This window comes from Janthinobacterium sp. SUN033 (genome assembly GCF_030397595.1).
GTDB lineage: Bacteria > Pseudomonadota > Gammaproteobacteria > Burkholderiales > Burkholderiaceae_D > Janthinobacterium > Janthinobacterium kumbetense.
The window spans coordinates 533,359-551,795 of the sequence record NZ_JAPQNV010000002.1 but is presented as its reverse complement, the minus strand read 5'-3'; the positions used below and the strand labels follow the sequence as shown (position 1 = coordinate 551,795).

The 18,437-nt window shown below is 63.6% G+C and carries 20 protein-coding genes; 11 read left to right on the top strand and 9 right to left on the bottom strand.

Features of this window, described 5'->3' with window-relative positions:
- Positions 1 to 4: 4 nt before the first annotated feature.
- The 11 genes from OX460_RS11085 to OX460_RS11035 all read left to right on the top strand — a co-directional run bounded on the left by OX460_RS11085 (position 5) and on the right by OX460_RS11035 (position 11,985).
- Entirely contained in the window at positions 5 to 700 is a 696-nt protein-coding gene (locus OX460_RS11085; protein WP_099666856.1) for a flagellar hook assembly protein FlgD, read from the top strand.
- Positions 701 to 753: 53 nt separating this feature from the next.
- Entirely contained in the window at positions 754 to 2,301 is a 1,548-nt protein-coding gene (locus OX460_RS11080; RefSeq protein ID WP_099666857.1) for a flagellar hook protein FlgE, read from the top strand.
- A 60-nt stretch (positions 2,302 to 2,361) separates the two neighbouring features.
- A complete protein-coding gene (locus OX460_RS11075; protein WP_070253727.1) occupies positions 2,362 to 3,105 on the top strand; it encodes a flagellar basal body rod protein FlgF in 744 nt (247 codons plus the stop codon).
- 72 nt (positions 3,106 to 3,177) lie between these two features.
- Positions 3,178 to 3,960, top strand: coding sequence for a flagellar basal-body rod protein FlgG (gene flgG, locus OX460_RS11070; RefSeq protein ID WP_034754070.1), 783 nt, complete (start codon positions 3,178 to 3,180; stop codon positions 3,958 to 3,960).
- A 50-nt stretch (positions 3,961 to 4,010) separates the two neighbouring features.
- Positions 4,011 to 4,661 carry a flagellar basal body L-ring protein FlgH gene (locus OX460_RS11065; RefSeq protein ID WP_099377950.1) on the top strand — a complete coding sequence of 217 codons (651 nt, stop codon included), beginning with the start codon at positions 4,011 to 4,013 and terminating at the stop codon, positions 4,659 to 4,661.
- 2 nt (positions 4,662 to 4,663) lie between these two features.
- Positions 4,664 to 5,779: a flagellar basal body P-ring protein FlgI gene (locus OX460_RS11060; RefSeq protein WP_099666858.1), complete on the top strand. Its 1,116-nt coding sequence runs from the start codon at positions 4,664 to 4,666 to the stop codon at positions 5,777 to 5,779.
- A gap of 10 nt (positions 5,780 to 5,789) precedes the next feature.
- Positions 5,790 to 6,716, top strand: a complete 927-nt coding sequence (gene flgJ, locus OX460_RS11055) for a flagellar assembly peptidoglycan hydrolase FlgJ (RefSeq protein ID WP_289898654.1) — start codon at positions 5,790 to 5,792, stop codon at positions 6,714 to 6,716.
- Positions 6,717 to 6,804: 88 nt separating this feature from the next.
- Positions 6,805 to 8,772: a flagellar hook-associated protein FlgK gene (gene flgK / locus OX460_RS11050; RefSeq protein WP_289898653.1), complete on the top strand. Its 1,968-nt coding sequence runs from the start codon at positions 6,805 to 6,807 to the stop codon at positions 8,770 to 8,772.
- A gap of 51 nt (positions 8,773 to 8,823) precedes the next feature.
- Entirely contained in the window at positions 8,824 to 10,065 is a 1,242-nt protein-coding gene (gene flgL, locus OX460_RS11045) for a flagellar hook-associated protein FlgL (protein WP_180278709.1), read from the top strand.
- A gap of 168 nt (positions 10,066 to 10,233) precedes the next feature.
- On the top strand, positions 10,234 to 10,677 hold the full coding sequence (locus OX460_RS11040; RefSeq protein WP_251350716.1) for a MarR family transcriptional regulator: 444 nt from the start codon (positions 10,234 to 10,236) through the stop codon (positions 10,675 to 10,677).
- Between the two features lie 48 nt (positions 10,678 to 10,725).
- The gene (locus tag OX460_RS11035; protein ID WP_251350717.1) at positions 10,726 to 11,985 is read left to right on the top strand and encodes an MFS transporter; all 1,260 of its coding nucleotides are present in this window, start codon (positions 10,726 to 10,728) and stop codon (positions 11,983 to 11,985) included.
- 1 nt (position 11,986) lies between these two features.
- Here the strand turns inward: OX460_RS11035 and fliR are convergent, their stop codons facing one another.
- From fliR to fliJ, 9 genes are all read right to left on the bottom strand, one after another.
- Positions 11,987 to 12,841 carry a flagellar biosynthetic protein FliR gene (fliR, locus tag OX460_RS11030; protein ID WP_251350718.1) on the bottom strand — a complete coding sequence of 285 codons (855 nt, stop codon included), beginning with the start codon at positions 12,839 to 12,841 and terminating at the stop codon, positions 11,987 to 11,989.
- Between the two features lie 16 nt (positions 12,842 to 12,857).
- Positions 12,858 to 13,127: a flagellar biosynthesis protein FliQ gene (fliQ, locus tag OX460_RS11025; protein ID WP_035821365.1), complete on the bottom strand. Its 270-nt coding sequence runs from the start codon at positions 13,125 to 13,127 to the stop codon at positions 12,858 to 12,860.
- Positions 13,128 to 13,137: 10 nt separating this feature from the next.
- On the bottom strand, positions 13,138 to 13,821 hold the full coding sequence (fliP, locus tag OX460_RS11020; RefSeq protein ID WP_233516144.1) for a flagellar type III secretion system pore protein FliP: 684 nt from the start codon (positions 13,819 to 13,821) through the stop codon (positions 13,138 to 13,140).
- An 82-nt stretch (positions 13,822 to 13,903) separates the two neighbouring features.
- Complete coding sequence (fliO, locus tag OX460_RS11015; RefSeq protein WP_289898652.1) at positions 13,904 to 14,503, bottom strand: flagellar biosynthetic protein FliO; 600 nt, start codon at positions 14,501 to 14,503, stop codon at positions 13,904 to 13,906.
- On the bottom strand, positions 14,500 to 14,934 hold the full coding sequence (gene fliN, locus OX460_RS11010) for a flagellar motor switch protein FliN (RefSeq protein ID WP_034754038.1): 435 nt from the start codon (positions 14,932 to 14,934) through the stop codon (positions 14,500 to 14,502). The genes fliO and fliN overlap by 4 nt, the downstream gene beginning before the upstream one ends.
- 48 nt (positions 14,935 to 14,982) lie before the next feature.
- The gene (gene fliM, locus OX460_RS11005) at positions 14,983 to 15,969 is read right to left on the bottom strand and encodes a flagellar motor switch protein FliM (RefSeq protein WP_034754035.1); all 987 of its coding nucleotides are present in this window, start codon (positions 15,967 to 15,969) and stop codon (positions 14,983 to 14,985) included.
- Between the two features lie 6 nt (positions 15,970 to 15,975).
- Positions 15,976 to 16,488, bottom strand: coding sequence for a flagellar basal body-associated protein FliL (gene fliL / locus OX460_RS11000; protein ID WP_289898651.1), 513 nt, complete (start codon positions 16,486 to 16,488; stop codon positions 15,976 to 15,978).
- Between the two features lie 186 nt (positions 16,489 to 16,674).
- Positions 16,675 to 17,970: a flagellar hook-length control protein FliK gene (locus OX460_RS10995; protein ID WP_289898650.1), complete on the bottom strand. Its 1,296-nt coding sequence runs from the start codon at positions 17,968 to 17,970 to the stop codon at positions 16,675 to 16,677.
- A gap of 19 nt (positions 17,971 to 17,989) precedes the next feature.
- Positions 17,990 to 18,430: a flagellar export protein FliJ gene (gene fliJ, locus OX460_RS10990; protein WP_077407817.1), complete on the bottom strand. Its 441-nt coding sequence runs from the start codon at positions 18,428 to 18,430 to the stop codon at positions 17,990 to 17,992.
- Positions 18,431 to 18,437: the final 7 nt, after the last annotated feature.

The window sequence follows — 18,437 nt, the reverse complement described above, 5'->3', positions numbered from 1 at the left end:
CATTATGGCAATCATCGATACGAACACCTCCAAAGTCACCGACCTGATGGCGACGATGAATCCGAAGAAGACGACGGCCGAGGCAGGCAGTGTCGAAGCGGAAACGAACAAATTCCTCACCCTGCTGGTGACCCAGCTGAAAAACCAGGACCCGATGAATCCGCTGGACAATGCACAGCTGACCAGCCAGCTGGCCCAGCTGTCGACGGTGACGGGCGTCAACAAGCTCAATACCACCGTGGAAAGTTTGAAAGCCAGCTACCAGCAAGCCGAATCGATGCAGGCGGCCAACATCATCGGCCATGGCGTCTTGACGGCGGGCAAGGACATCAACCTGAGCAAGAGCGCCGCGCTGCTGGGCGTGGACCTGGCCACGGCCGCCGACAAGGTCAAGGTCGTCATCTACAAGGATGGCAAGGAAGTCCATTCCATCGACCTGGGCGCCCAGCCGGCGGGCACCTTGCCGCTGGGCTGGAACGGTTCCACCGCCGACCTCGACAAGGATGGCAAGCCGGTCGTGCTGGCCGACGGCGCCTACACCTTCGCCGTGGAAGCGACGCGCGGCGGCACCAAGCTCAAGGATGCAACGGCGCTGATGTTCGGTTCGGTTGCCAGCGTGTCGACGGGCGCCAATGGCGTGAAATTGAATGTGCCGGGCGTGGGCAGCATCACCATGGCCGACGTGAAACAGATTTTGTAAGCCGCTTCCCCTTAGCGTGACCCTCTACCCCTAATTTCTACCAGGAGAACACAATGTCTTTCCAACAAGGCCTGAGCGGCTTGAATGGCGCCGCCAAATCGCTGGACGTCATCGGCAACAACATCGCCAACTCGTCGACCGTGGGTTTCAAGCAGTCGCAGGCCCAGTTCGCCGACATTTATGCCAACTCGCTGTATGGCGTGGGCGGCAACCAGGCGGGGATCGGCGTGTCGGTCTCGCAAATCGCCCAGCAATTTAACCAGGGTAACCTGGAAACGTCGCAAAATCCCCTCGATATCGCCATCAATGGCGGCGGTTTCTTCCGTACCAGCGTCAACGGCGCCATCCAGTATTCGCGCAATGGCCAGTTCCAGGTCGACAAGAGCGGTTTCATCGTCAACGCCCAGCTGGCGCAGCTGACCGGCTATCCGGCCGACGTCAACGGCAAGATCGTCGCCGGCGCCGTCGTGCCCCTGCAGATCGACCAGTCGGACATGAAGCCCCAGGCAACGACCAAGGTCGACACGCAAGTCAACCTCAATTCGAACACGGCCATGCCGACCACGGTGCCGTTCAAGTCGACGGACGACACCTCGTACCACAAGCAGTTCCCCGTCGAAGTCTTCGATTCGCTGGGCAATTCCCACAACATGGCCAATTTCTATGTCAAGACGGGCACCAATACCTGGGATGTCTACTCGGCCATTGACGGCACGGAAGTAACCAGCATGAAGGTCGCGGCCGCCCTGCAGACGGACCCAGCCTCGCTGGCCGCGCGCGCCGCCTACCAGGCCGCCGCCACGGCCGTGCCGCTGGTGCCGGCCAACGTGACGGCCGCCGCCGTCGCCTATGGCAATGCGGTCGGCGCCGCCGTCTCGGCCGCCGCCGCCGCCGCGGGCGCCACGCCGGCGCAACTGGCCGCCATCGCCGCCACCTACGGCAGCGCAGTGCCGAACGGCGTCAACTCGAGCCGCACGCCCGACCAGATCGACGAGGCCATCCGCAACGTGACCGTGGTGCCGGCCGTCAAGACCGGTTCCCTGGTCTTCAACACGGTCGGCAGCCTGGACCGGGCCGCCATGCTGGCCCTGACGCCGCCGCAAACCTTGCCCGTCACCGTCAACCTGCCGATCTTCCCGGCCACGGGCGCGAATGCGACCCTGTCGGTCCAGGTCGACTTCACCAGGTCGACCCAGCTGGGCACCACCACGGCGGAAAAGAAAACGGAAGCGGACGGCTACAAGGCGGGCCAGCTGAGCCAATTCATCGTCGGTGACGACGGCGTCATCCAGGGCCAGTACAACAATGGCAAGACGCGCGCCCTGGGCCAAGTGGTGTTGAGCAACTTTACCAACCCGAACGGCCTGGAGCCGCTGGGCAACAACGCCTGGGTGGAAAGCTCGGCCTCGGGCAAGCCCATCACGGGCGAACCGAAGACTGGCACCCTGGGCAACTTGCGCGCCTCGGCGGTGGAAGTGTCGAACGTCGACCTGACGGCGGAGCTGGTCAACATGATCACGGCTCAGCGCGCCTACCAGGCGAATGCGCAGACCATCAAGACGCAGGATTCCGTCCTGCAAACCTTAGTCAACCTGCGTTAAGAGTAAGGGGAGCGGTTCTTTCGGACTGCTCCCGGCTTTCGTTTTGCACGGAGAAAACACATGGACCGTCTCATCTACACCGCCGGCTCGGGCGCCAAGCACATCCTCGACAAGCAGGCGACCACGGCGAACAACCTGGCGAACGCCACCAGCACGGGTTTCCGTGCCCAGCTCGACTCGTTCCGTGCCGTGCCCGTGGTGGCCGACGGCATGATGCCGACGCGCGCCTTCGTCGTCGATTCGACGGTCGGTTCCGATTTCACGCAAGGTCCCATGCAGCACACGGGTCGCGCGCTCGACGTGGCCGTGGAAAACGGCGGCTGGATCGCGGTGCAGTCGGCCGACGGTTCCGAAGCCTACACGCGCAACGGCGCCCTGAAACTCAATGAAAACGGCATGCTGCAAACGCAGGGTGGGCTGATGGTGCAGGGCGATACGGGCCCCATGGCGATTCCGCCCGGCGTGACGGTGGCCATCGCCAGCGACGGCACGGTGGGCACGATTTCCACGGACGTGCCGCCAGGCCCCTCGACGGTGCTGGGGCGCATCAAGCTGGTCAACCCGCCCGAGCAGCAACTGGTGCGCGGCGACGACGGCCTGTTCCGCCTGAAGGATGGCACGGTGGCGCAGGCCGACCAGGCCGTCAAGCTGACCACCGGTGCTCTGGAAGGCAGCAATGTCAGTCCCGTCGACTCGATGGTCAGCATGATCGCCCTGGCGCGCCAGTTCGAAACGCAAATGAGCTTGTTGAAGAATGCCGAGAATAACGCGGCGAAAGCCACCCAGATCCTCGCTTTGAATTGATGGGGGCCACCGCATAATGGTCGCATAGAAATAGTCTACAGGGCTGGTTAGCGCTGTTATTGGAGAAATATCATGATTCGTTCCCTTTGGATTGCCAAGACCGGCCTGGAAGCGCAGCAAACGCAGATGGACGTGATCGCCAATAACCTGGCCAACGTCAGCACCACCGGCTTCAAGAAGTCGCGCGCCGTGTTCGAGGACTTGCTGTATCAAAATGTGCGCCAGCCGGGCGCGCAATCGTCGCAGCAGACCCAGCTGCCATCGGGTTTGCAGATCGGCACGGGCGTACGCACCGTGGCGACCGAACGCATCCATACGCAGGGCAATCCCCAGGCCTCGGGCAATTCGCGCGACGTGATGGTCAACGGCACCGGTTTCTTCCAGGTGCTGATGCCGGACGGCGCCACCGCCTACACGCGCGACGGCTCGTTCCAGACGGACGCCAACGGCCAGCTCGTCACCTCGGAAGGTTTCGTCATCCAGCCCGCCATCACCGTGCCGACCAATGCGCTGAGCCTGACCGTGGCGCGCGACGGCACCGTCTCCGTCACCTTGCCCGACACCGTTGCGCCATCGCAAATCGGCTCGCTGCAGCTGACCACCTTCGTCAATCCCGCCGGCCTGGAATCGAAGGGCGAAAACCTGTACATGGAAACGGGCGCCTCCGGCGTGGCGCAAACCAACACCCCGGGCACCAACGGCGCCGGCGTGCTGATGCAGGGCTATATCGAGACATCGAACGTCAACGTGGCCGAGGAAATGGTCAACATGATCCAGACGCAGCGCGCCTACGAGATCAACAGCAAGGCCATCACCACATCCGATCAAATGCTGCAGAAATTGTCGCAACTTTAATTTTCATAGTCGTCATGCCATCCGCCGCCGGATGGCAGCGGAGGTTCGCCATGCAATACCCCATCATCGCTTTGTTCTCTGCAGTCCTGCTGTCCGGCTGCGCCATCACGCCTACGTCCATCGTGCAATATCCCACCACCACGCGCGCGCCGATGCCGGAACCCGTGGTCGTCAACAACGGTTCCATCTACCAGCCGTCGACCTACCGTCCCGCCTTCGAAGACCGCCGCGCGCGCCACGTGGGCGACACCATGACGATCGCCATCACCGAGCGCACGAATGCCGTCAAGGCGGGCGCCAGTTCCGGCAACAAGTCCGGCAGCGTGGGCTTTTCCACGCCCGGCTTCGCCCAGGGCCGTTTCGGCGGTACCGTGGCGGCGAATGGCGCGACGAAATTTGCCGACGGCGACAACCAGTCCGCCAGCAACACGTTTTCCGGCACCATCGGCGTGACGGTGATCGAGGTATTGCCAAACGGAAACTTGATCGTCGCCGGCGAAAAACAGATCGCCATGAACAAGGGCACGGAATTCATCCGCTTCTCGGGCATGGTCAATCCGGATACCATCGGCACGGGCAATGTCGTGCCCTCGACCCAGGTGGCCGAAGCGCGCGTCGAATACCGCACCAACAGCCAGATCGACCGCGCCGAAATGGCGTCGATGGCGTCGCGCTTCTTCCTCAGCCTGTTGCCGTTCTGATCATGGCAACGTCGACCTTTCCCCGCTTTCTCGCCATTTTCGGCCTGGCCATCTCCCTGCTGGCGCCCGTGGCGCAAGCCGAACGCATCAAGGACCTGGCCAGCATCGCCGGCGTGCGCCAGAATCAGCTGATGGGCTATGGCCTCGTCGTCGGCCTCGACGGCAGCGGCGACCAGACCACGCAAACCCCGTTCACCATCCAGAGCGTGGCAGCGATGCTGCAGCAGCAGGGCATCAACTTGCCGCAAGGCACCAGTTTGCAGCTGAAAAACGTGGCCGCCGTGATGGTGACGACGGCCTTGCCCGCGTTTGCCCAGCCGGGCCAGTTGCTCGACGTGACGGTGTCGTCGATGGGCAATGCGAAAAGCTTGCGCGGCGGCACTTTATTGATGACGCCCCTGAAGGGCGCCGATGGCCAGGTGTACGGCATGGCGCAAGGCAATGTGCTTGTGGGCGGCGTGGGCGCGCAGGCGGCCGGCAGCTCCGTCGTCATCAATCACCTGAGCGTGGGCCGCATCTCGGGCGGCGCGACCGTCGAGCGCACCGTGCCTTCGGCGCTGGGCGCCAACAACACCATCCGCCTGGAATTGAACGCCACCGATTTCGCCACCGCCAGCCGCGTGGTCGACGCCATCAACAGCCGCTACGGCGCCGGCACGGCCGCCGCGCTCGACGGCCGCGTGATCCAGGTGCAGTCGCCGAGCGGCAGCGACCAGCGCGTGTCCTTTTTGGGCCAGCTGGAAAGCATCGAAGTCAACCCGGCCCGCCTGGCGGCCAAGGTCATCATGAATGCGCGCACCGGTTCCGTCGTGATGAACCAGTCCGTGACCCTGGAAACGTGCGCCATTTCGCACGGCAACCTGTCCGTCACCATCAATGTCGAGCCGCAAGTGAGCCAGCCGGCGCCCTTGTCGGGCGGGCGCACGGTGGTCACGCAGACGGCGCAGATCGATATCAAGAAGGAACCGGGCAAGGTCATGCTGGTCAAGGGCGGCGCCTCGCTGTCCGACGTGGTCAAGGCCCTCAACGCCATCGGCGCTTCGCCGCAAGACTTGCTGGCCATCCTGCAGGCGATGAAGGCGGCCGGTTCGCTGCGCGCCGAACTTGAAATCATTTGATGGACACGCCATGATCAGTCAAACCGACCTCAGCAATACCGCCGCCTATGACGTGAAAGGCATGGATGGCTTGCGCCAGTCCGCCAAGGCGAAGGACCCCGCCGCCCTGAAAGAGGCGGCCACGCAATTCGAAGCCATGTTCATCAACATGATGATGAAAAGCATGCGCGAAGCCACGCCGCAGGACGGCATCATGGACAGCCAGCAAAGCAAGATGTACACCTCGATGCTGGACCAGCAGACGAGCCAGAACCTGGCCAAGCGGGGCACGGGCCTGGCGGATGTGCTGATCCGCCAATTGTCGTCGTCGAACCAGGCGCTGGCCGCCGATGGCGCCGAAGCGCCGTCGCCCCGTTCCTCGAGCATGGCGCAGGCGCTGGCCGCCTTCCGCCAGCAGCAGGGCGCCCTCGCCGAGGGGGCCGGCAGCGCCGCCGCCAGCGGCAAGACCCTGAGCGACAAGGCCAACGCCACGCAGGCGCCGCACGTGCGCGCCTTCCAGGAAAAGCTGGGCGTGCATGCGGAAGAAGCCAGCCGCGCCACGGGCATCCCGGCCAAGTTCATGCTGGGCCAGGCGGCGCTGGAAACGGGCTGGGGCAAGCGCGAAATCATCAGCCGCGACGGCAGCAGCAGCCACAACCTGTTCGGCATCAAGGCTTCCAGCGACTGGAAGGGCAAGGTCACGGAAGCCGTCACCACGGAATATGTAAATGGCAAGGCGCAGCGCAAGGTGGAAAAATTCCGCGCCTATGACAGCTATGCCGACAGCTTCAAGGATTATGCGCAGTTGATTACCAACAACAAACGCTACGAAAAAGTCCTGGCCAGCGCGGGCGACGCCAGCACCTTCGCTCAGGGCTTGCAGAAAGCCGGTTATGCGACGGACCCGAATTACGCTGCCAAATTGACAAAAATTATTAAAAATTCTCTGGTCGGCTGACGCCCCGCCTTGCCCCCGTGCAAGCCGCGCGCTTCAAGTTTTCGCCGCGGCTGCCGTAAATACATTTGACGGTAACCAATAAGACACCATGACTTCGAATCTACTCAGCATCGGTAAGAGCGGTTTGCTTGCAGCGCAGGTGGGCCTGTCGACGACCGGGCATAACATCACCAATGCCAACGTGGACGGTTACAACCGCCAGGTGGTGCTGCAGCAGACGGCGCAGTTCAACAATGCCGGCTATGGCTTTGTTGGCAATGGTACCGAGGTATCGCAAGTCAAGCGCCAGTACGACGGTTTCATGGCGGCCCAGGTGAATGCCGCGCAGTCGGCCACCAGTTCGCTCGACGCGTATTACACGCAGATCACCCAGATCGACAATATGCTGGCGGACCCCACGGCCGGGCTGTCGCCGGCGATGGCCGATTTCTTCAAGGGCGTGCAGGATTTCAGCTCGAATCCCTCGTCCGTGTCGTCGCGCCAGGCATTGTTGTCGAGCGCAAACTCGCTGACGGCCCGTTTCCAGGGCCTCAGCGCGCGCCTGACGGAGATCGGCGACGGCGTCAATTCGCAGATCACGTCGAACGTCAAGGTGATCAATTCCTACGCCAAGCAGATCGCGGAACTGAATACCTCGATTACCAACCTGACCGTGAATGAAAGCAATCAACCCAACGATTTGCTGGACCAGCGCGACCAGTTGATCACGGAACTGAATAAATACGTCAAGGCAACGGTTCAGCCTGGCGCCGGCAACTCGATTACCGTGTCGATCGGCTCGGGCCAGCCGCTGGTGGTGGGCGACAAGAACTTTGAACTGGCCACCACGCCGTCGCCGACGGATCCGAATCGCCTGGACATCGGCTATGTGACGGGCTCGAGCGTCAGCAAACTGTCGGAAAGCTCCCTCAGCGGCGGCGCGCTGGGCGGCTTGCTGGAATTCCGCAGCGGCAGCCTGGACCGCATCCAGAATTCGCTGGGCAAGGTCGCCATCGCACTGGCTTCCACCTTCAATGAACAGCACAAGCTGGGCCAGGACTTGAATGGCGACATGGGGACCGACTTCTTCAAGTTGCCCGATCCCGTCATCGGCGCCGACTACCGCAACAATGCGACTAGCACGACCGTTCTGTCGGCCAAGGTCAGCGATCCGACCAAGCTGACGGCCAGCGATTATGCCGTCAAGTATGACGGCTCCAATTATGTGGTGACGCGCCAGAGCGACGGCGCGAAAACGACCATCAACCCGTATCCGCAAACCGTGCCGCAAACCATCGACGGCGTGGATTTCTCGATCTCGGGCGCGGCCGCCGAAGGCGACAACTTCATGGTCAGGCCGACGGCGCACGGCGCTTCCGACCTGGCCGTGGCGATTACCGACCGCAACAAACTGGCCGCCGGCGCGCCGATCGTCACGGCTGCGCCCGTCAGCAACACGGGTAGCGGCAAGCTGGGCGCAGGTAGCGTGGACAAGGCGTATTTGACGCCAGGCAACGCCTTGACGGGCCCCGTCACCTTGACGTACGACAAGGCGACCACTTCGCTGTCGGGTTTCCCCGCGGGCCAGGCCGTGACCGTGAAAGGCTTGAACGGCGCCACCACCACGTATCCGGCTGGCACGGCGAACATCCCGTACACGGAAGGCGACAGCTTCAGCTTTGGCGGCATCAACGTCAACATGACGGGGACGCCCGCGCAGGGCGATAAGTTCACCATCGGGCCGAACTCGGGCGGCGTGGGCGACAACCGCAATGCCTCGCTGCTGGCGGGCTTGCAGACGAAAAACATTCTCGACGGCGGCAAGGCCACGTTCCAGGGTTCGTACGCGGAAACCGTCAGTTTTGTCGGCAACAAGACGCGCGAAGTACAGGTCAGCGGCCTGGCCAGTCTTGCGTTGTTGCAACAAACCAGCACGCAGCAGCAAGCCGTCTCCGGCGTCAACCTCGATGAAGAGGCGGCCAATCTGCTGCGCTACCAGCAAGCCTACCAGGCTTGCGGCAAGGTCATGCAGATCGCCAGCACCCTGTTCGACGTGGTCATCGGCCTCGGACGTTAATTATTCAAGCGGCGGCGCCTGGCGTCCGCCGCCATCAGGAAGGGCAGCATCATGCGCATCAGTACAAAAATGATCTATGACGCGGGCAGCACGCAGCTGAACAACCTGCAGGGCGCGTTGAACCGTAGCCAGATGCAGCTGTCGGCGAATCGCCGCAACCTGACGCCGGCCGACGACCCGATCGCCTCGGCGCGCGCGCTGGAAGTGACGCAGTCGCAAACGATCAACACGCAATTCGTGACGAACCGCTCGAACGCCAAGAATTTCCTCTCGCAGGAAGAGCTGGCCCTGGCCAGCACCACCTCGCTGCTCGCCGACGTGCAGGAACTGGTGCTCAAAGCCGGTAATCCGGCCTTGAAGGATGTCGACCGCCAGAGCCTGGCCACGGAACTGCAGGGGCGTTTGACGGACCTGCTGGGCATCGCCAACACGTCCGACAACGCGGGCGGCTACCTGTTCGGCGGCTACAAGTCGACGACGCAACCGTTCAGCCAGACGCCGGGCGGCGCCACCTACGCAGGTGACCAGGGGCAGCGCGAACTGCAAGTGGGCTCGGCCCGCTACCTGGCCACCAGCGATTCGGGCGCGGCCGTGTTCGAGAATAATTTGACGGGCAACGGCAAGTTCACCACGGCGGCCGATCCGGGCAACTTCACGCGCGGCGGCGCCGGCATCATTTCCGGCGGCACCGTCACCGATCCCACCAAGTTGACGGGGCACAAGTACTCGATCGATTTCCAGGTGACGGGCACGGGCACCGCCGCCGTCACGACCTATACCGTGACGGACGTGACCCTGGGCCAGACCATCCCGAATCCGGCCGTGCCGGTGGCCTACAAGTCGGGCGATGCCATCAACTTTGACGGCCAGCAAGTCAATGTCGCGGGCAAGCCGGCCGACCTGGACAAGTTCACCCTGGAGCCCAGCAGCAAGGAATCGATCTTTAGCACGATTACCAACCTGATCGGTGTGCTGGGCCAGCCGGCCTCCGGCGACGCGGGGCAGGCGCGCCTGACGGCCGGCCTGAACGCGGCACACGACATCCTCGATACGGCCTATGACAACGTGCTGTCGGTGCGCGCGGAAGTCGGTTCGCGGCTGAAGGAACTCGACACGCTCGACAGCGCCGGCGACGACCTCGACCTGCAGTATGCGAGCACCCTCTCGGGCTTGCAGGACCTGGACATGGTGAAGGCGATTTCCCTGTTCAGCCAGCAGCAGATCACCCTGCAGGCGGCGCAGAAGTCGTTTACCTCGATCTCGGGCCTGTCGCTGTTCAATTACATCAGCTAAGCGGACCGCATCGCAGGCTGGCCGGCAAGCCGGGGCAGGGAGGAGATCTCCCTGCCCCGGCTTTTTTGCGTCCGCAAGATGGCCTCCTTGATAAGATATGCAGGCAAACTGTGCAGTCTACCTGTCTATCTGGTATAGTGGAGGCCGTTGATCCACTACATGACTGCCATGACCACCCCGCAAGAAGACCACGAACAAGTTCTGCAACTGGCCGGCGAATTGCGCATCCTGGTCGGCAAGCTGCGCCGCCGCCTGCGCGAAGAGGCGCACCTGGGCGATGTCAGCATGTCGCAGGCATCCGTGCTCAGCCGTCTTGAACGCGACGGCCCGGCCACGGCCAGCAGCCTGGCGCGCGCCGAAGGCATGCGGCCCCAGTCGATGGCCGCCACCGTGCTGGCGCTGACCGAGGCGCAGCTGGTGACGGGGTCGCCCGACCCCGCAGACGGACGCCAGACGATATTGACCCTGACGGACAGCTGCCGCGCCTGGATCGCGGCCAGCCGCGCCGCGCGCGAAGACTGGCTGGCGCGCACCATTGAAACCCGGCTCACGCCGGACGAAGTCACCGAGCTGAACCATGCGGTGGCCCTACTCAAACGCTTGGCGGAGTGATCCGCTGAATTTTCCACCACGACCCCGGCAAGGAGCCCGCACGCCCAGATGAACAACACATTCCGTTCGCTACGCATTCCCAATTACCGTATCTGGGCCGGCGGCGCCGTCGTGTCGAATATCGGCACCTGGATGCAGCGCACGGCGCAGGATTGGCTGGTGCTGAGCGAATTGACGCAGCACAATGCCAGCGCCGTCGGCATCGTCATGGCCTTGCAATTCGGCCCGCAACTGCTGTTGCTGCCCCTGACGGGCATGGCGGCCGACTTGCTCGACCGCAGGAAATTGCTGTTGTGTACGCAGGCGGCCATGGGTTTGCTGGCGCTGGGCCTGGGTTTGCTGTGCATCAGCGGCCTCGTGCAACTGTGGCACGTGTATGTGTTTGCTTTCCTGCTGGGCTGCGTGACGGCCTTCGATTCGCCCGTGCGCCAGACTTTTGTGGCCGAAATCGTCGGCGAGGAAGACTTGACGAATGCCGTGGCGCTCAATTCCACCTCGTTCAATGCGGCGCGCATGCTGGGCCCGGCCGTGGCCGGCTTGCTGATCAGCAGCGTCGGCAGCGGCTGGGTCTTCATCATCAACGCCGTCTCGTTTGCCGCCGTGATCGGTTCGCTGTTGCTGCTGCGCGTGGAATTGCTGCGCCGCGCGCCGCGCCTGAAGGCTACGCGGGCCAGCCTGGGCGACGGTTTCCGCTACGTGCGCCAGCGGCCCGACCTGATGGCCATTTTGCTGATGCTGTTCCTGATCGGCACCTTCGGCCTGAATTTCCCCATCTTCCTGTCGACCATGTCCGTGACGGCCTTCCATGCGGGCGCCGGCCAGTATGGCGTGCTCAGTTCCGTGATGGCTTGCGGCTCCGTGGCCGGCGCCCTGCTGGCGGCCGGGCGCGGCCAGCCTACGCTGGCCTTGCTGCTGGTCGCCGCAGCGCTGTTCGGCCTGGCTTGCGCGCTGGCCGCCGTGATGCCCAATTATTGGCTGTTCGGCATGATGCTGGTAGTCATCGGCATCGCCGCGCAAACCTTTACCACCAGCGTCAACAGCAGCGTGCAACTGTCGACGGCGCCCGCCATGCGGGGCCGGGTGATGGCCATCGTGCTGGCCATCTCGGCGGGCGGCACGCCGCTGGGCGCGCCCATCGTGGGCTGGGTGGCCGACACCTTCGGCCCGCGCTGGGCGCTGGGCATAGCCGCCTTGTCGGGCCTGGCGGCGGCGCTGGTCGGCGTGCGCTACCTGGTCAAGCATCACCAGCTGCGCCTGAACGTCGACATGCGGCGCTGGCGCGCGGCGCTGAGCAGTGACCCGCGGTGAGTCAGCGCGCCGGCGCGGCCGGCGCCGGAGGGCGCAAGGGATTCGGCGGCAGGGGTGGCGGCGGCCGGTCGCGCGTGGCAAAGCCGCGCGGCAGCAGACGCGCCGTTTCTATGCCGCGCAGGAACATGTTCTGGAAGGGCGTGGCCAGGTAGGGCAGGACCATACTGATCACCAGCAAGCCCACGCCCAGGGTGACGGGAAAACCGATACCGAAGATGTTCAGCTGCGGCGCGGCCCGCGTCAAGATGCCCAGCGCCACGTTGGTCAGCAGCAGGGCGGCGATGATGGGCAGCGAAATTTGCAGGCCGGAACGGAAAATTTCCCCACCCCACGCCGCCAATTGCTGGAAACCGCCGCCGCTGATGGGGCTCGATGAAATCGGCAGGCTGACGAAGCTTTCCGCCAGCGCCGCCAGCAAGACCAGGTGGCCGTTGACTGTCAAAAACATCAAGGTGGCCAGCATGACGAGGAACTGGCTGATGGCGGAAGACCTGCCCTTGGTTTGCGGATCGAAGAACGAGGCGAAGCCCAGGCCCATGGTGAGACTGCTGATTTCGCCGGCCATTTCGATGGCGGAAAACACGATGCGGATGGAAAAGCCCATGGCCAGGCCCACCAGCATCTCCTGCGTGAGGATCAGCAGGCCGGGCAAGGACATCGGGTTGACGGCAGGCAAGGCCGGCACGGTGGGGGCGATGATCATGGCCAGCAGGGCGCCCAGGCTCACCTTCACGGTGGCGGGCACGGCCGCGTTGCCGAACAGGGGGGCGGCCGCGATCAGGCCGAGGATGCGGCTAAGCGGCCACAGCAGTGCTGCGATCCAGGTATTGAGTTCGATGCTGGACAGGGTCAGCATGGCAACAAGCGCAGCACTAGCCCACCAGGTTCGGGATGCCCGTGAAGACCTGGCGCATGTAGTCGAGCATGACGGACAGCATCCAGGGGCCCGCCACGACGAGGGCGACGAAAATGCCGACCAGCTTGGGGATGAAGGACAGGGTCGCCTCGTTGATTTGCGTTGCCGCCTGGAAAATACTCACGATCAAGCCGATGATGAGGGCGACGAGCAGCATCGGTGCGGCCACCATGAGGGTGATTTCCATCGCATGGCGGCCCAGGGTCATGACGCTTTCGGGTGTCATCGTATTTCCCCTAGTAAAAACTCTGTGACAACGAGCCCAGCAGTAACTGCCAGCCATCGACCAGCACGAACAGCATCAGCTTGAACGGCAGCGAAATCGTCGCCGGCGACATCATCATCATCCCCATCGACATCAGCACGCTGGCGACCACCATGTCGATGATCAGGAACGGGATGAAGATGGCAAAGCCGATCTGGAACGCCGTCTTCAGTTCGCTGGTGACGAAGGCGGGCACGAGGATGCGCAGCGGCACGTCTTCTGGACCTTGCAGGGCCGGCGAGCGCGACATCTTGGCAAACAGGGCCAGGTCGGCCTGGCGCGTCTGCTTGAGCATGAAGGTTTTCAGGGGATCGACGCCCTTGTCCATCGCCTGCTGCATGGTGATCTTGTTTTCCTGATAAGGAAGATACGCATCCGTATAAATCTTGTCGAACACGGGCCCCATGACGAACAGGGTCAGGAACAGGGCCAGCCCCACCAGCACCTGGTTCGGCGGCGCCGATTGCGTGCCGATGGCCTGGCGCAGCAGGGACAGCACGATGATGATGCGCGTAAAGCAGGTCATCATCAGGAGGGCCGCCGGCAGGAAGGTGAGCGACGTCATCAGGATGAGCGTCTGCACCGGCAACGAGTAATTCTGGCCTCCGCCTGGGGCCGGCGTGCTGTTGAAGGCCGGAATGCCCGGCTGGGCCATGGCCCACAGCGGCAAGGCCAGGGCGGCGGCCGCCAGCAGCCAGGTCAGGGGAGTCTTCAAGGTGGACCACGCCATCTGCTGCTTATTTCCCATTGCGTTTTTCGATGGTCTGTTTCAGCCACTCGGAAAAATTGGCGGCCGCGGGGCCGTTTTGCGCCGTGGCCAGTTGCGGCAAGTCGCCTTCCTGGCGCGGCATGGTGGCCAGCGCGTTGATCCTGCCGGGCGAGGCGCCGACGACGATCCACTGGTCGGCCACTTCGACGAGGACGATGCGTTCGCGTCCGCCCAGGTTGAGCGAGCTGACGACGCGCATCTTGCTGTTGCCGCCCATGACCTTGGGGCCATAGCGCTTCATGAACCAGGCCAGGCCGATCAGGAGGGCCAGCACGAACACGAGTGCGAAGATGGTTTGCAGCAAGCTGCCGGCCGAACTGGTCGGCGCCATCGTCATCGGTGCGCCGGGCGGCATGGCGGGCAGGGCGGCGGCAGGCGCGGAGGCCGGCACCGCCGTTGCAGCCGAGGCGGCCGGCGCCGTGGCGGCTGGCGGTGTCTCGCTTGCCGCCGCGACGGAAGTGCTGGCGGCGCTGGCCGCCGGCGCTGACGCGGTTGCCGGTTCGGCGTGCGCGATGCTGCATGCCGCCAGGAACGGCAGCACAGTGGAAATCAACAGGCCAGGCTTCATTTATTCAATTTTCGGATGCGTTCGGAAGGCGTGATGATGTCCGTCAGGCGGATGCCGAACTTGTCATTCACCACCACCACTTCGCCCTGGGCGATCAGGCAGCCGTTCACCAGCACGTCCATCGGTTCGCCGGCCAGGCCGTCGAGCTCGACCACGGAACCCTGCGCCAGTTGCAGCAGGTTCTTGATGGCGATCTTGGTGCGGCCCAGTTCGACCGTCAGCTGCACGGGGATATCGAGGATGAAATCGATATCGTTGTGCGTTTCCGACTTCGATGCCTGCTTGGAAAAGTCCTTGAACACGGCGGCGCTGGCGGCGCTGGCCGTATTGGCGGCCTGGTTTTGCAGCGCTTCGGCTTCCGCCTTGGCCTGCTCGGCAATGGCCGCGCCCCAATCGTCTTCCGCGCTTTGGTCGTCTTGGTTGTCAGACATGTGTTTCTCCTGTTGTACAGATGCGGGCCGCAGCGGCCCGGGTATTTTTTAATGATTGTTCATGTTATCGGCGTTAGCCAGCAACTTTTCAACCTTCAGCGCATATTGTCCGTTCAACACGCCGTACGTGCAATCCATCACGGGCACGCCGTCGACGGTGGCGGCGATCAGTTCGGGAATATTCAGCGGGATGATGTCGCCCACCTTCATGTTCAGGATTTCATCGAACGACACGCGCGCCGTGCCCAGCGAAGCGACCAGCTCGACTTCGGCGATCTGGATCTGCTGCGTCATCAGGCGGATCCAGCGCTTGTCCACTTCCAGCGCCTCGCCCTGCAGGCTGGAGGTCAGCGAATCGCGGATCGGCTCGATCATCGAATACGGCATGCAGAAGTGGATTTGTCCGGAAACGGAGCCCAATTCCACCGTAAACGTGGACGCCACCACCACCTCGTTCGGCGTGGCGATGTTGGCGAACTGCGTGTTCATTTCTGAACGGATATATTCGAACTCTACGGGGAAGACCGGCTCCCACGACTTGGTGTAGGCCTCGAAGACGATGTCGAGGATGCGCAGGATGATGCGCTGCTCCGTCTGCGTAAAGTCGCGTCCTTCGACGCGCGTATGGAAGCGTCCGTCGCCGCCGAACAGGTTGTCGACCAGCAAGAACACGAGGCCCGGATCGAAGACCATCAAGGCCGTGCCGCGCAGCGGCTTCATGTGCACCAAATTCAGGTTGGTCGGCACCACCAGGTTACGGATGAACTCGCTGTATTTCGATACGCGCACGGAACCGACCGACACTTCGGCGCTGCGGCGCAGGAAGTTGAACAGGCCCACGCGCAGCAGCCGGGCGAAACGCTCGTTGATAATTTCCAACGTTGGCATCCGGCCGCGCACGATGCGCTCCTGGGTTGCCAGGTTGTAAGTACGAACTCCCGTGACATCTTCCGGCGCCTGCGCGTCGTCCTGGTCTCCGTTGACGCCCTTCAGAAGGGCATCGACTTCTTCCTGGGAGAGGAAATTATCGGCCATGGCTGCTTATTGAATGATGAATGCGGTAAATAATACGTCCGTCACGTCCTGCTCCGGCCCTTTGTCCTCGAACGGCTGGTTCACCTGATTGATGATTTCGGCCGCCAGTTGCTGCTTGCCTTCCACGGTATTGAGTTCGGACGCCTTCTTGCCGGACAGCAGCAGCAATAAACGGCTGCGCACTTTCGGCATGTTGACCTTGATCAAGTCCATTTCTTCCGGGCTGCTGGCCTGCAAGGTAAACGCGATTTGCAGGTATTGCTCGCCATTTTCCGGCTGCAAGTTGACGGTGAAGGCATCGATGGGCACGAAGACGGGCGGACCTGCCTTGGAAGCGGCATGTTTTTTCTTGCTGGGCGCCGATTCTTCTTTATCGACCTTGCCATGCAGGAAATACCAGGCGGCACCGCCACCGATACTGCCAGCCACCAGCACCGAGGCCAGCACGATGATCAGAAGCTTCTTTTTCGAGGCGCCGGCGGGAGCCAGGCCTGCATCTGCTTTCGGATCTGCTTTCATTTTTGGATTTGCTTTCAATGGTACTCGAGTGCATGGAAGTGGATCACGACGCCATTATGTCATTATCGGCAAATTCTGCGCAGAAGGATGCAGTGAAAAGAGGGCGGAAGCGCCCTCAACTCGCTGTTTTTAGACGAAAAGTTACGTCAGGGGGCGCGCCAGCGGCTGGTGGACGACGAATTGTCCTCAGGCAAAGGTATCCACGGCACTCAGGCTGGGCCGGCTGCGCCCGCCTGCCGCCGGCGCGATGGCGATCTCGCCACCCGCTACGCCGCCGCCCTGGCCATTGCCACGGCGTCCGCCGGATGCTTCCCGGTTACCCTGGTCCTGCTGTTCCGGCGTGCCGGCCGAGACGGTGGCGCTGCCAAAGGCGATGCCCGCTTCGCTCATCATCTCGCGCAGGCGCGGCATGGCCGCTTCCAGCGCCTGGCGCACTTCCGGCTGGGCCGACATGAAGGCGGCATCGGCCTGGTCATTGGTGACTGTCAGTACCACTTGCACAGGTCCCAGGTCGGGCGGATTCAAGGTCAGGGTGGCGCTCTGGTCGCCGCCGGCCGCCATCCACACGACTTTCTGTCCCAGTTGCTGGTCCCAGGCCGGCGTGCCGACCCGGCCCGTCAGCTTGTCGGCCGGCACCGCCACGGCGGCCGCGGCCTGTTGCAGCGCGCCCGGTTGCAACTGGGCCGCCAGGCGGCTCAGGTCGGCAGGTGTTTCCTTGAGAATCGGTTCGGCCACGGCGGCGCCCGCCTTGGCGGTGGCAGCCAGCTGGGCGTCGATGGCCAGCTTGCCAGGTTCGGCCTTGCCGGTTGGCACGCTGGCGCCCGGTGTGGCGACCGTCCTCCCCTGGGCCTGGCCCAGGCTGTCGGCAAAGTCGCCGCCGTCGGCTTGCGCGATGACGGTGGCGGCAGCCTTGCCGCTGCCCTGGCCCGCTGCCAGCAAGGGGCCTGTGGCCGGGTTCTTGCCGTCGGCCTTGATGCTGGCGCGCGCGGGCAGTTCCGGCACGGCCTTGGCGGCTGCGGCCGGCGGCTGGATGGCCAGCTGGATGCTGCCCACCAGGGCCAGCATCTCGGCGGCCGGATCGGCTGGCGGCGCGACTGTCGCGGTAACGGGGGCGGCGGGTACGCTGGCCTCGGCCGGGGCGCTGGTGTTGTCGGCGGTGGTGGGCGCAGCCGCCTCGCTGGATTGCGCTGGCGGCTGTTCGCTGCTGGCCGCCTGTTCGGTACCCGTTGGCGCCGGTTTCGCTTCGCTCGCTGGCGCCTGGGCCGGTGTGGCCGCGGGGCTGGCAGGACGTGCCGCCGGCGCAGGCGCTTGTACTTGCGCCTGCGCCATATTGCGGCTGGCCTGGCGCTGCTCGATCTGGCGGTTCAGGGTGCGCTGGAAGTCGCCCGCCGTGCCGCTGGTGGTCGGCTGGCTGCGGTTGGCGGCGCCCGGCGTGGCGTTCGGCGAGATAATCTGGGAAATCGGTGTTGGCTGGGTTTGCATGATGCTGCCTCAGTGTTGCTTAGCGTTTGTAATAGGCTTGTCGCGCCGCGTGCTCATCCATTGCTTTCTGGTCGCGTTTGTTTTCCAGCTTCAGCGCCTGTTCCTGCGCCCGGTTGTTCAGGGTGGTGTACGACATGCGCTTGCGTTCGGCCAGCTGCCAGCGCATCTTTTCATTGTCGCTGCGCGCCTGCGCATGCTCGACTACCTGCTGCTGGCCCAGGATGGCGCTGTCAAGCTTGACCATGAAGGCCTGGAAGTTGCGGTAAGCCATGGGCGTAATGCCGCTGCTCATGCTTGTCTCGAAGCGCTTGGCGTAGTCGTCGCGGTAGCCGGACAGCATGTCGAGCTTCTGGCGGCAATCGTCGAGCGCTTTCAGGGCCGCGCCCAGGCGCTTGGCGCAGTCATCCGTTTCGCGCTGGGCAAGGTCGATCAGGGTTGCAAGTTGGGAAGGAGAAGCCATGGCTGAT

What these genes read in the sequence shown, in the direction of transcription:
- OX460_RS11085 (WP_099666856.1), top strand. Translation starts at nt 5, where the DNA reads ATGGCAATCATCGATACGAACACCTCCAAAGTCACCGACCTGATGGCG.
- OX460_RS11080 (WP_099666857.1), top strand. Translation starts at nt 754, where the DNA reads ATGTCTTTCCAACAAGGCCTGAGCGGCTTGAATGGCGCCGCCAAATCG.
- OX460_RS11075 (WP_070253727.1), top strand. Translation starts at nt 2,362, where the DNA reads ATGGACCGTCTCATCTACACCGCCGGCTCGGGCGCCAAGCACATCCTC.
- flgG (WP_034754070.1), top strand. Translation starts at nt 3,178, where the DNA reads ATGATTCGTTCCCTTTGGATTGCCAAGACCGGCCTGGAAGCGCAGCAA.
- OX460_RS11065 (WP_099377950.1), top strand. Translation starts at nt 4,011, where the DNA reads ATGCAATACCCCATCATCGCTTTGTTCTCTGCAGTCCTGCTGTCCGGC.
- OX460_RS11060 (WP_099666858.1), top strand. Translation starts at nt 4,664, where the DNA reads ATGGCAACGTCGACCTTTCCCCGCTTTCTCGCCATTTTCGGCCTGGCC.
- flgJ (WP_289898654.1), top strand. Translation starts at nt 5,790, where the DNA reads ATGATCAGTCAAACCGACCTCAGCAATACCGCCGCCTATGACGTGAAA.
- flgK (WP_289898653.1), top strand. Translation starts at nt 6,805, where the DNA reads ATGACTTCGAATCTACTCAGCATCGGTAAGAGCGGTTTGCTTGCAGCG.
- flgL (WP_180278709.1), top strand. Translation starts at nt 8,824, where the DNA reads ATGCGCATCAGTACAAAAATGATCTATGACGCGGGCAGCACGCAGCTG.
- OX460_RS11040 (WP_251350716.1), top strand. Translation starts at nt 10,234, where the DNA reads ATGACCACCCCGCAAGAAGACCACGAACAAGTTCTGCAACTGGCCGGC.
- OX460_RS11035 (WP_251350717.1), top strand. Translation starts at nt 10,726, where the DNA reads ATGAACAACACATTCCGTTCGCTACGCATTCCCAATTACCGTATCTGG.
- fliR (WP_251350718.1), bottom strand. Translation starts at nt 12,841, where the DNA reads ATGCTGACCCTGTCCAGCATCGAACTCAATACCTGGATCGCAGCACTG.
- fliQ (WP_035821365.1), bottom strand. Translation starts at nt 13,127, where the DNA reads ATGACACCCGAAAGCGTCATGACCCTGGGCCGCCATGCGATGGAAATC.
- fliP (WP_233516144.1), bottom strand. Translation starts at nt 13,821, where the DNA reads ATGGCCCAGCCGGGCATTCCGGCCTTCAACAGCACGCCGGCCCCAGGC.
- fliO (WP_289898652.1), bottom strand. Translation starts at nt 14,503, where the DNA reads ATGAAGCCTGGCCTGTTGATTTCCACTGTGCTGCCGTTCCTGGCGGCA.
- fliN (WP_034754038.1), bottom strand. Translation starts at nt 14,934, where the DNA reads ATGTCTGACAACCAAGACGACCAAAGCGCGGAAGACGATTGGGGCGCG.
- fliM (WP_034754035.1), bottom strand. Translation starts at nt 15,969, where the DNA reads ATGGCCGATAATTTCCTCTCCCAGGAAGAAGTCGATGCCCTTCTGAAG.
- fliL (WP_289898651.1), bottom strand. Translation starts at nt 16,488, where the DNA reads ATGAAAGCAGATCCGAAAGCAGATGCAGGCCTGGCTCCCGCCGGCGCC.
- OX460_RS10995 (WP_289898650.1), bottom strand. Translation starts at nt 17,970, where the DNA reads ATGCAAACCCAGCCAACACCGATTTCCCAGATTATCTCGCCGAACGCC.
- fliJ (WP_077407817.1), bottom strand. Translation starts at nt 18,430, where the DNA reads ATGGCTTCTCCTTCCCAACTTGCAACCCTGATCGACCTTGCCCAGCGC.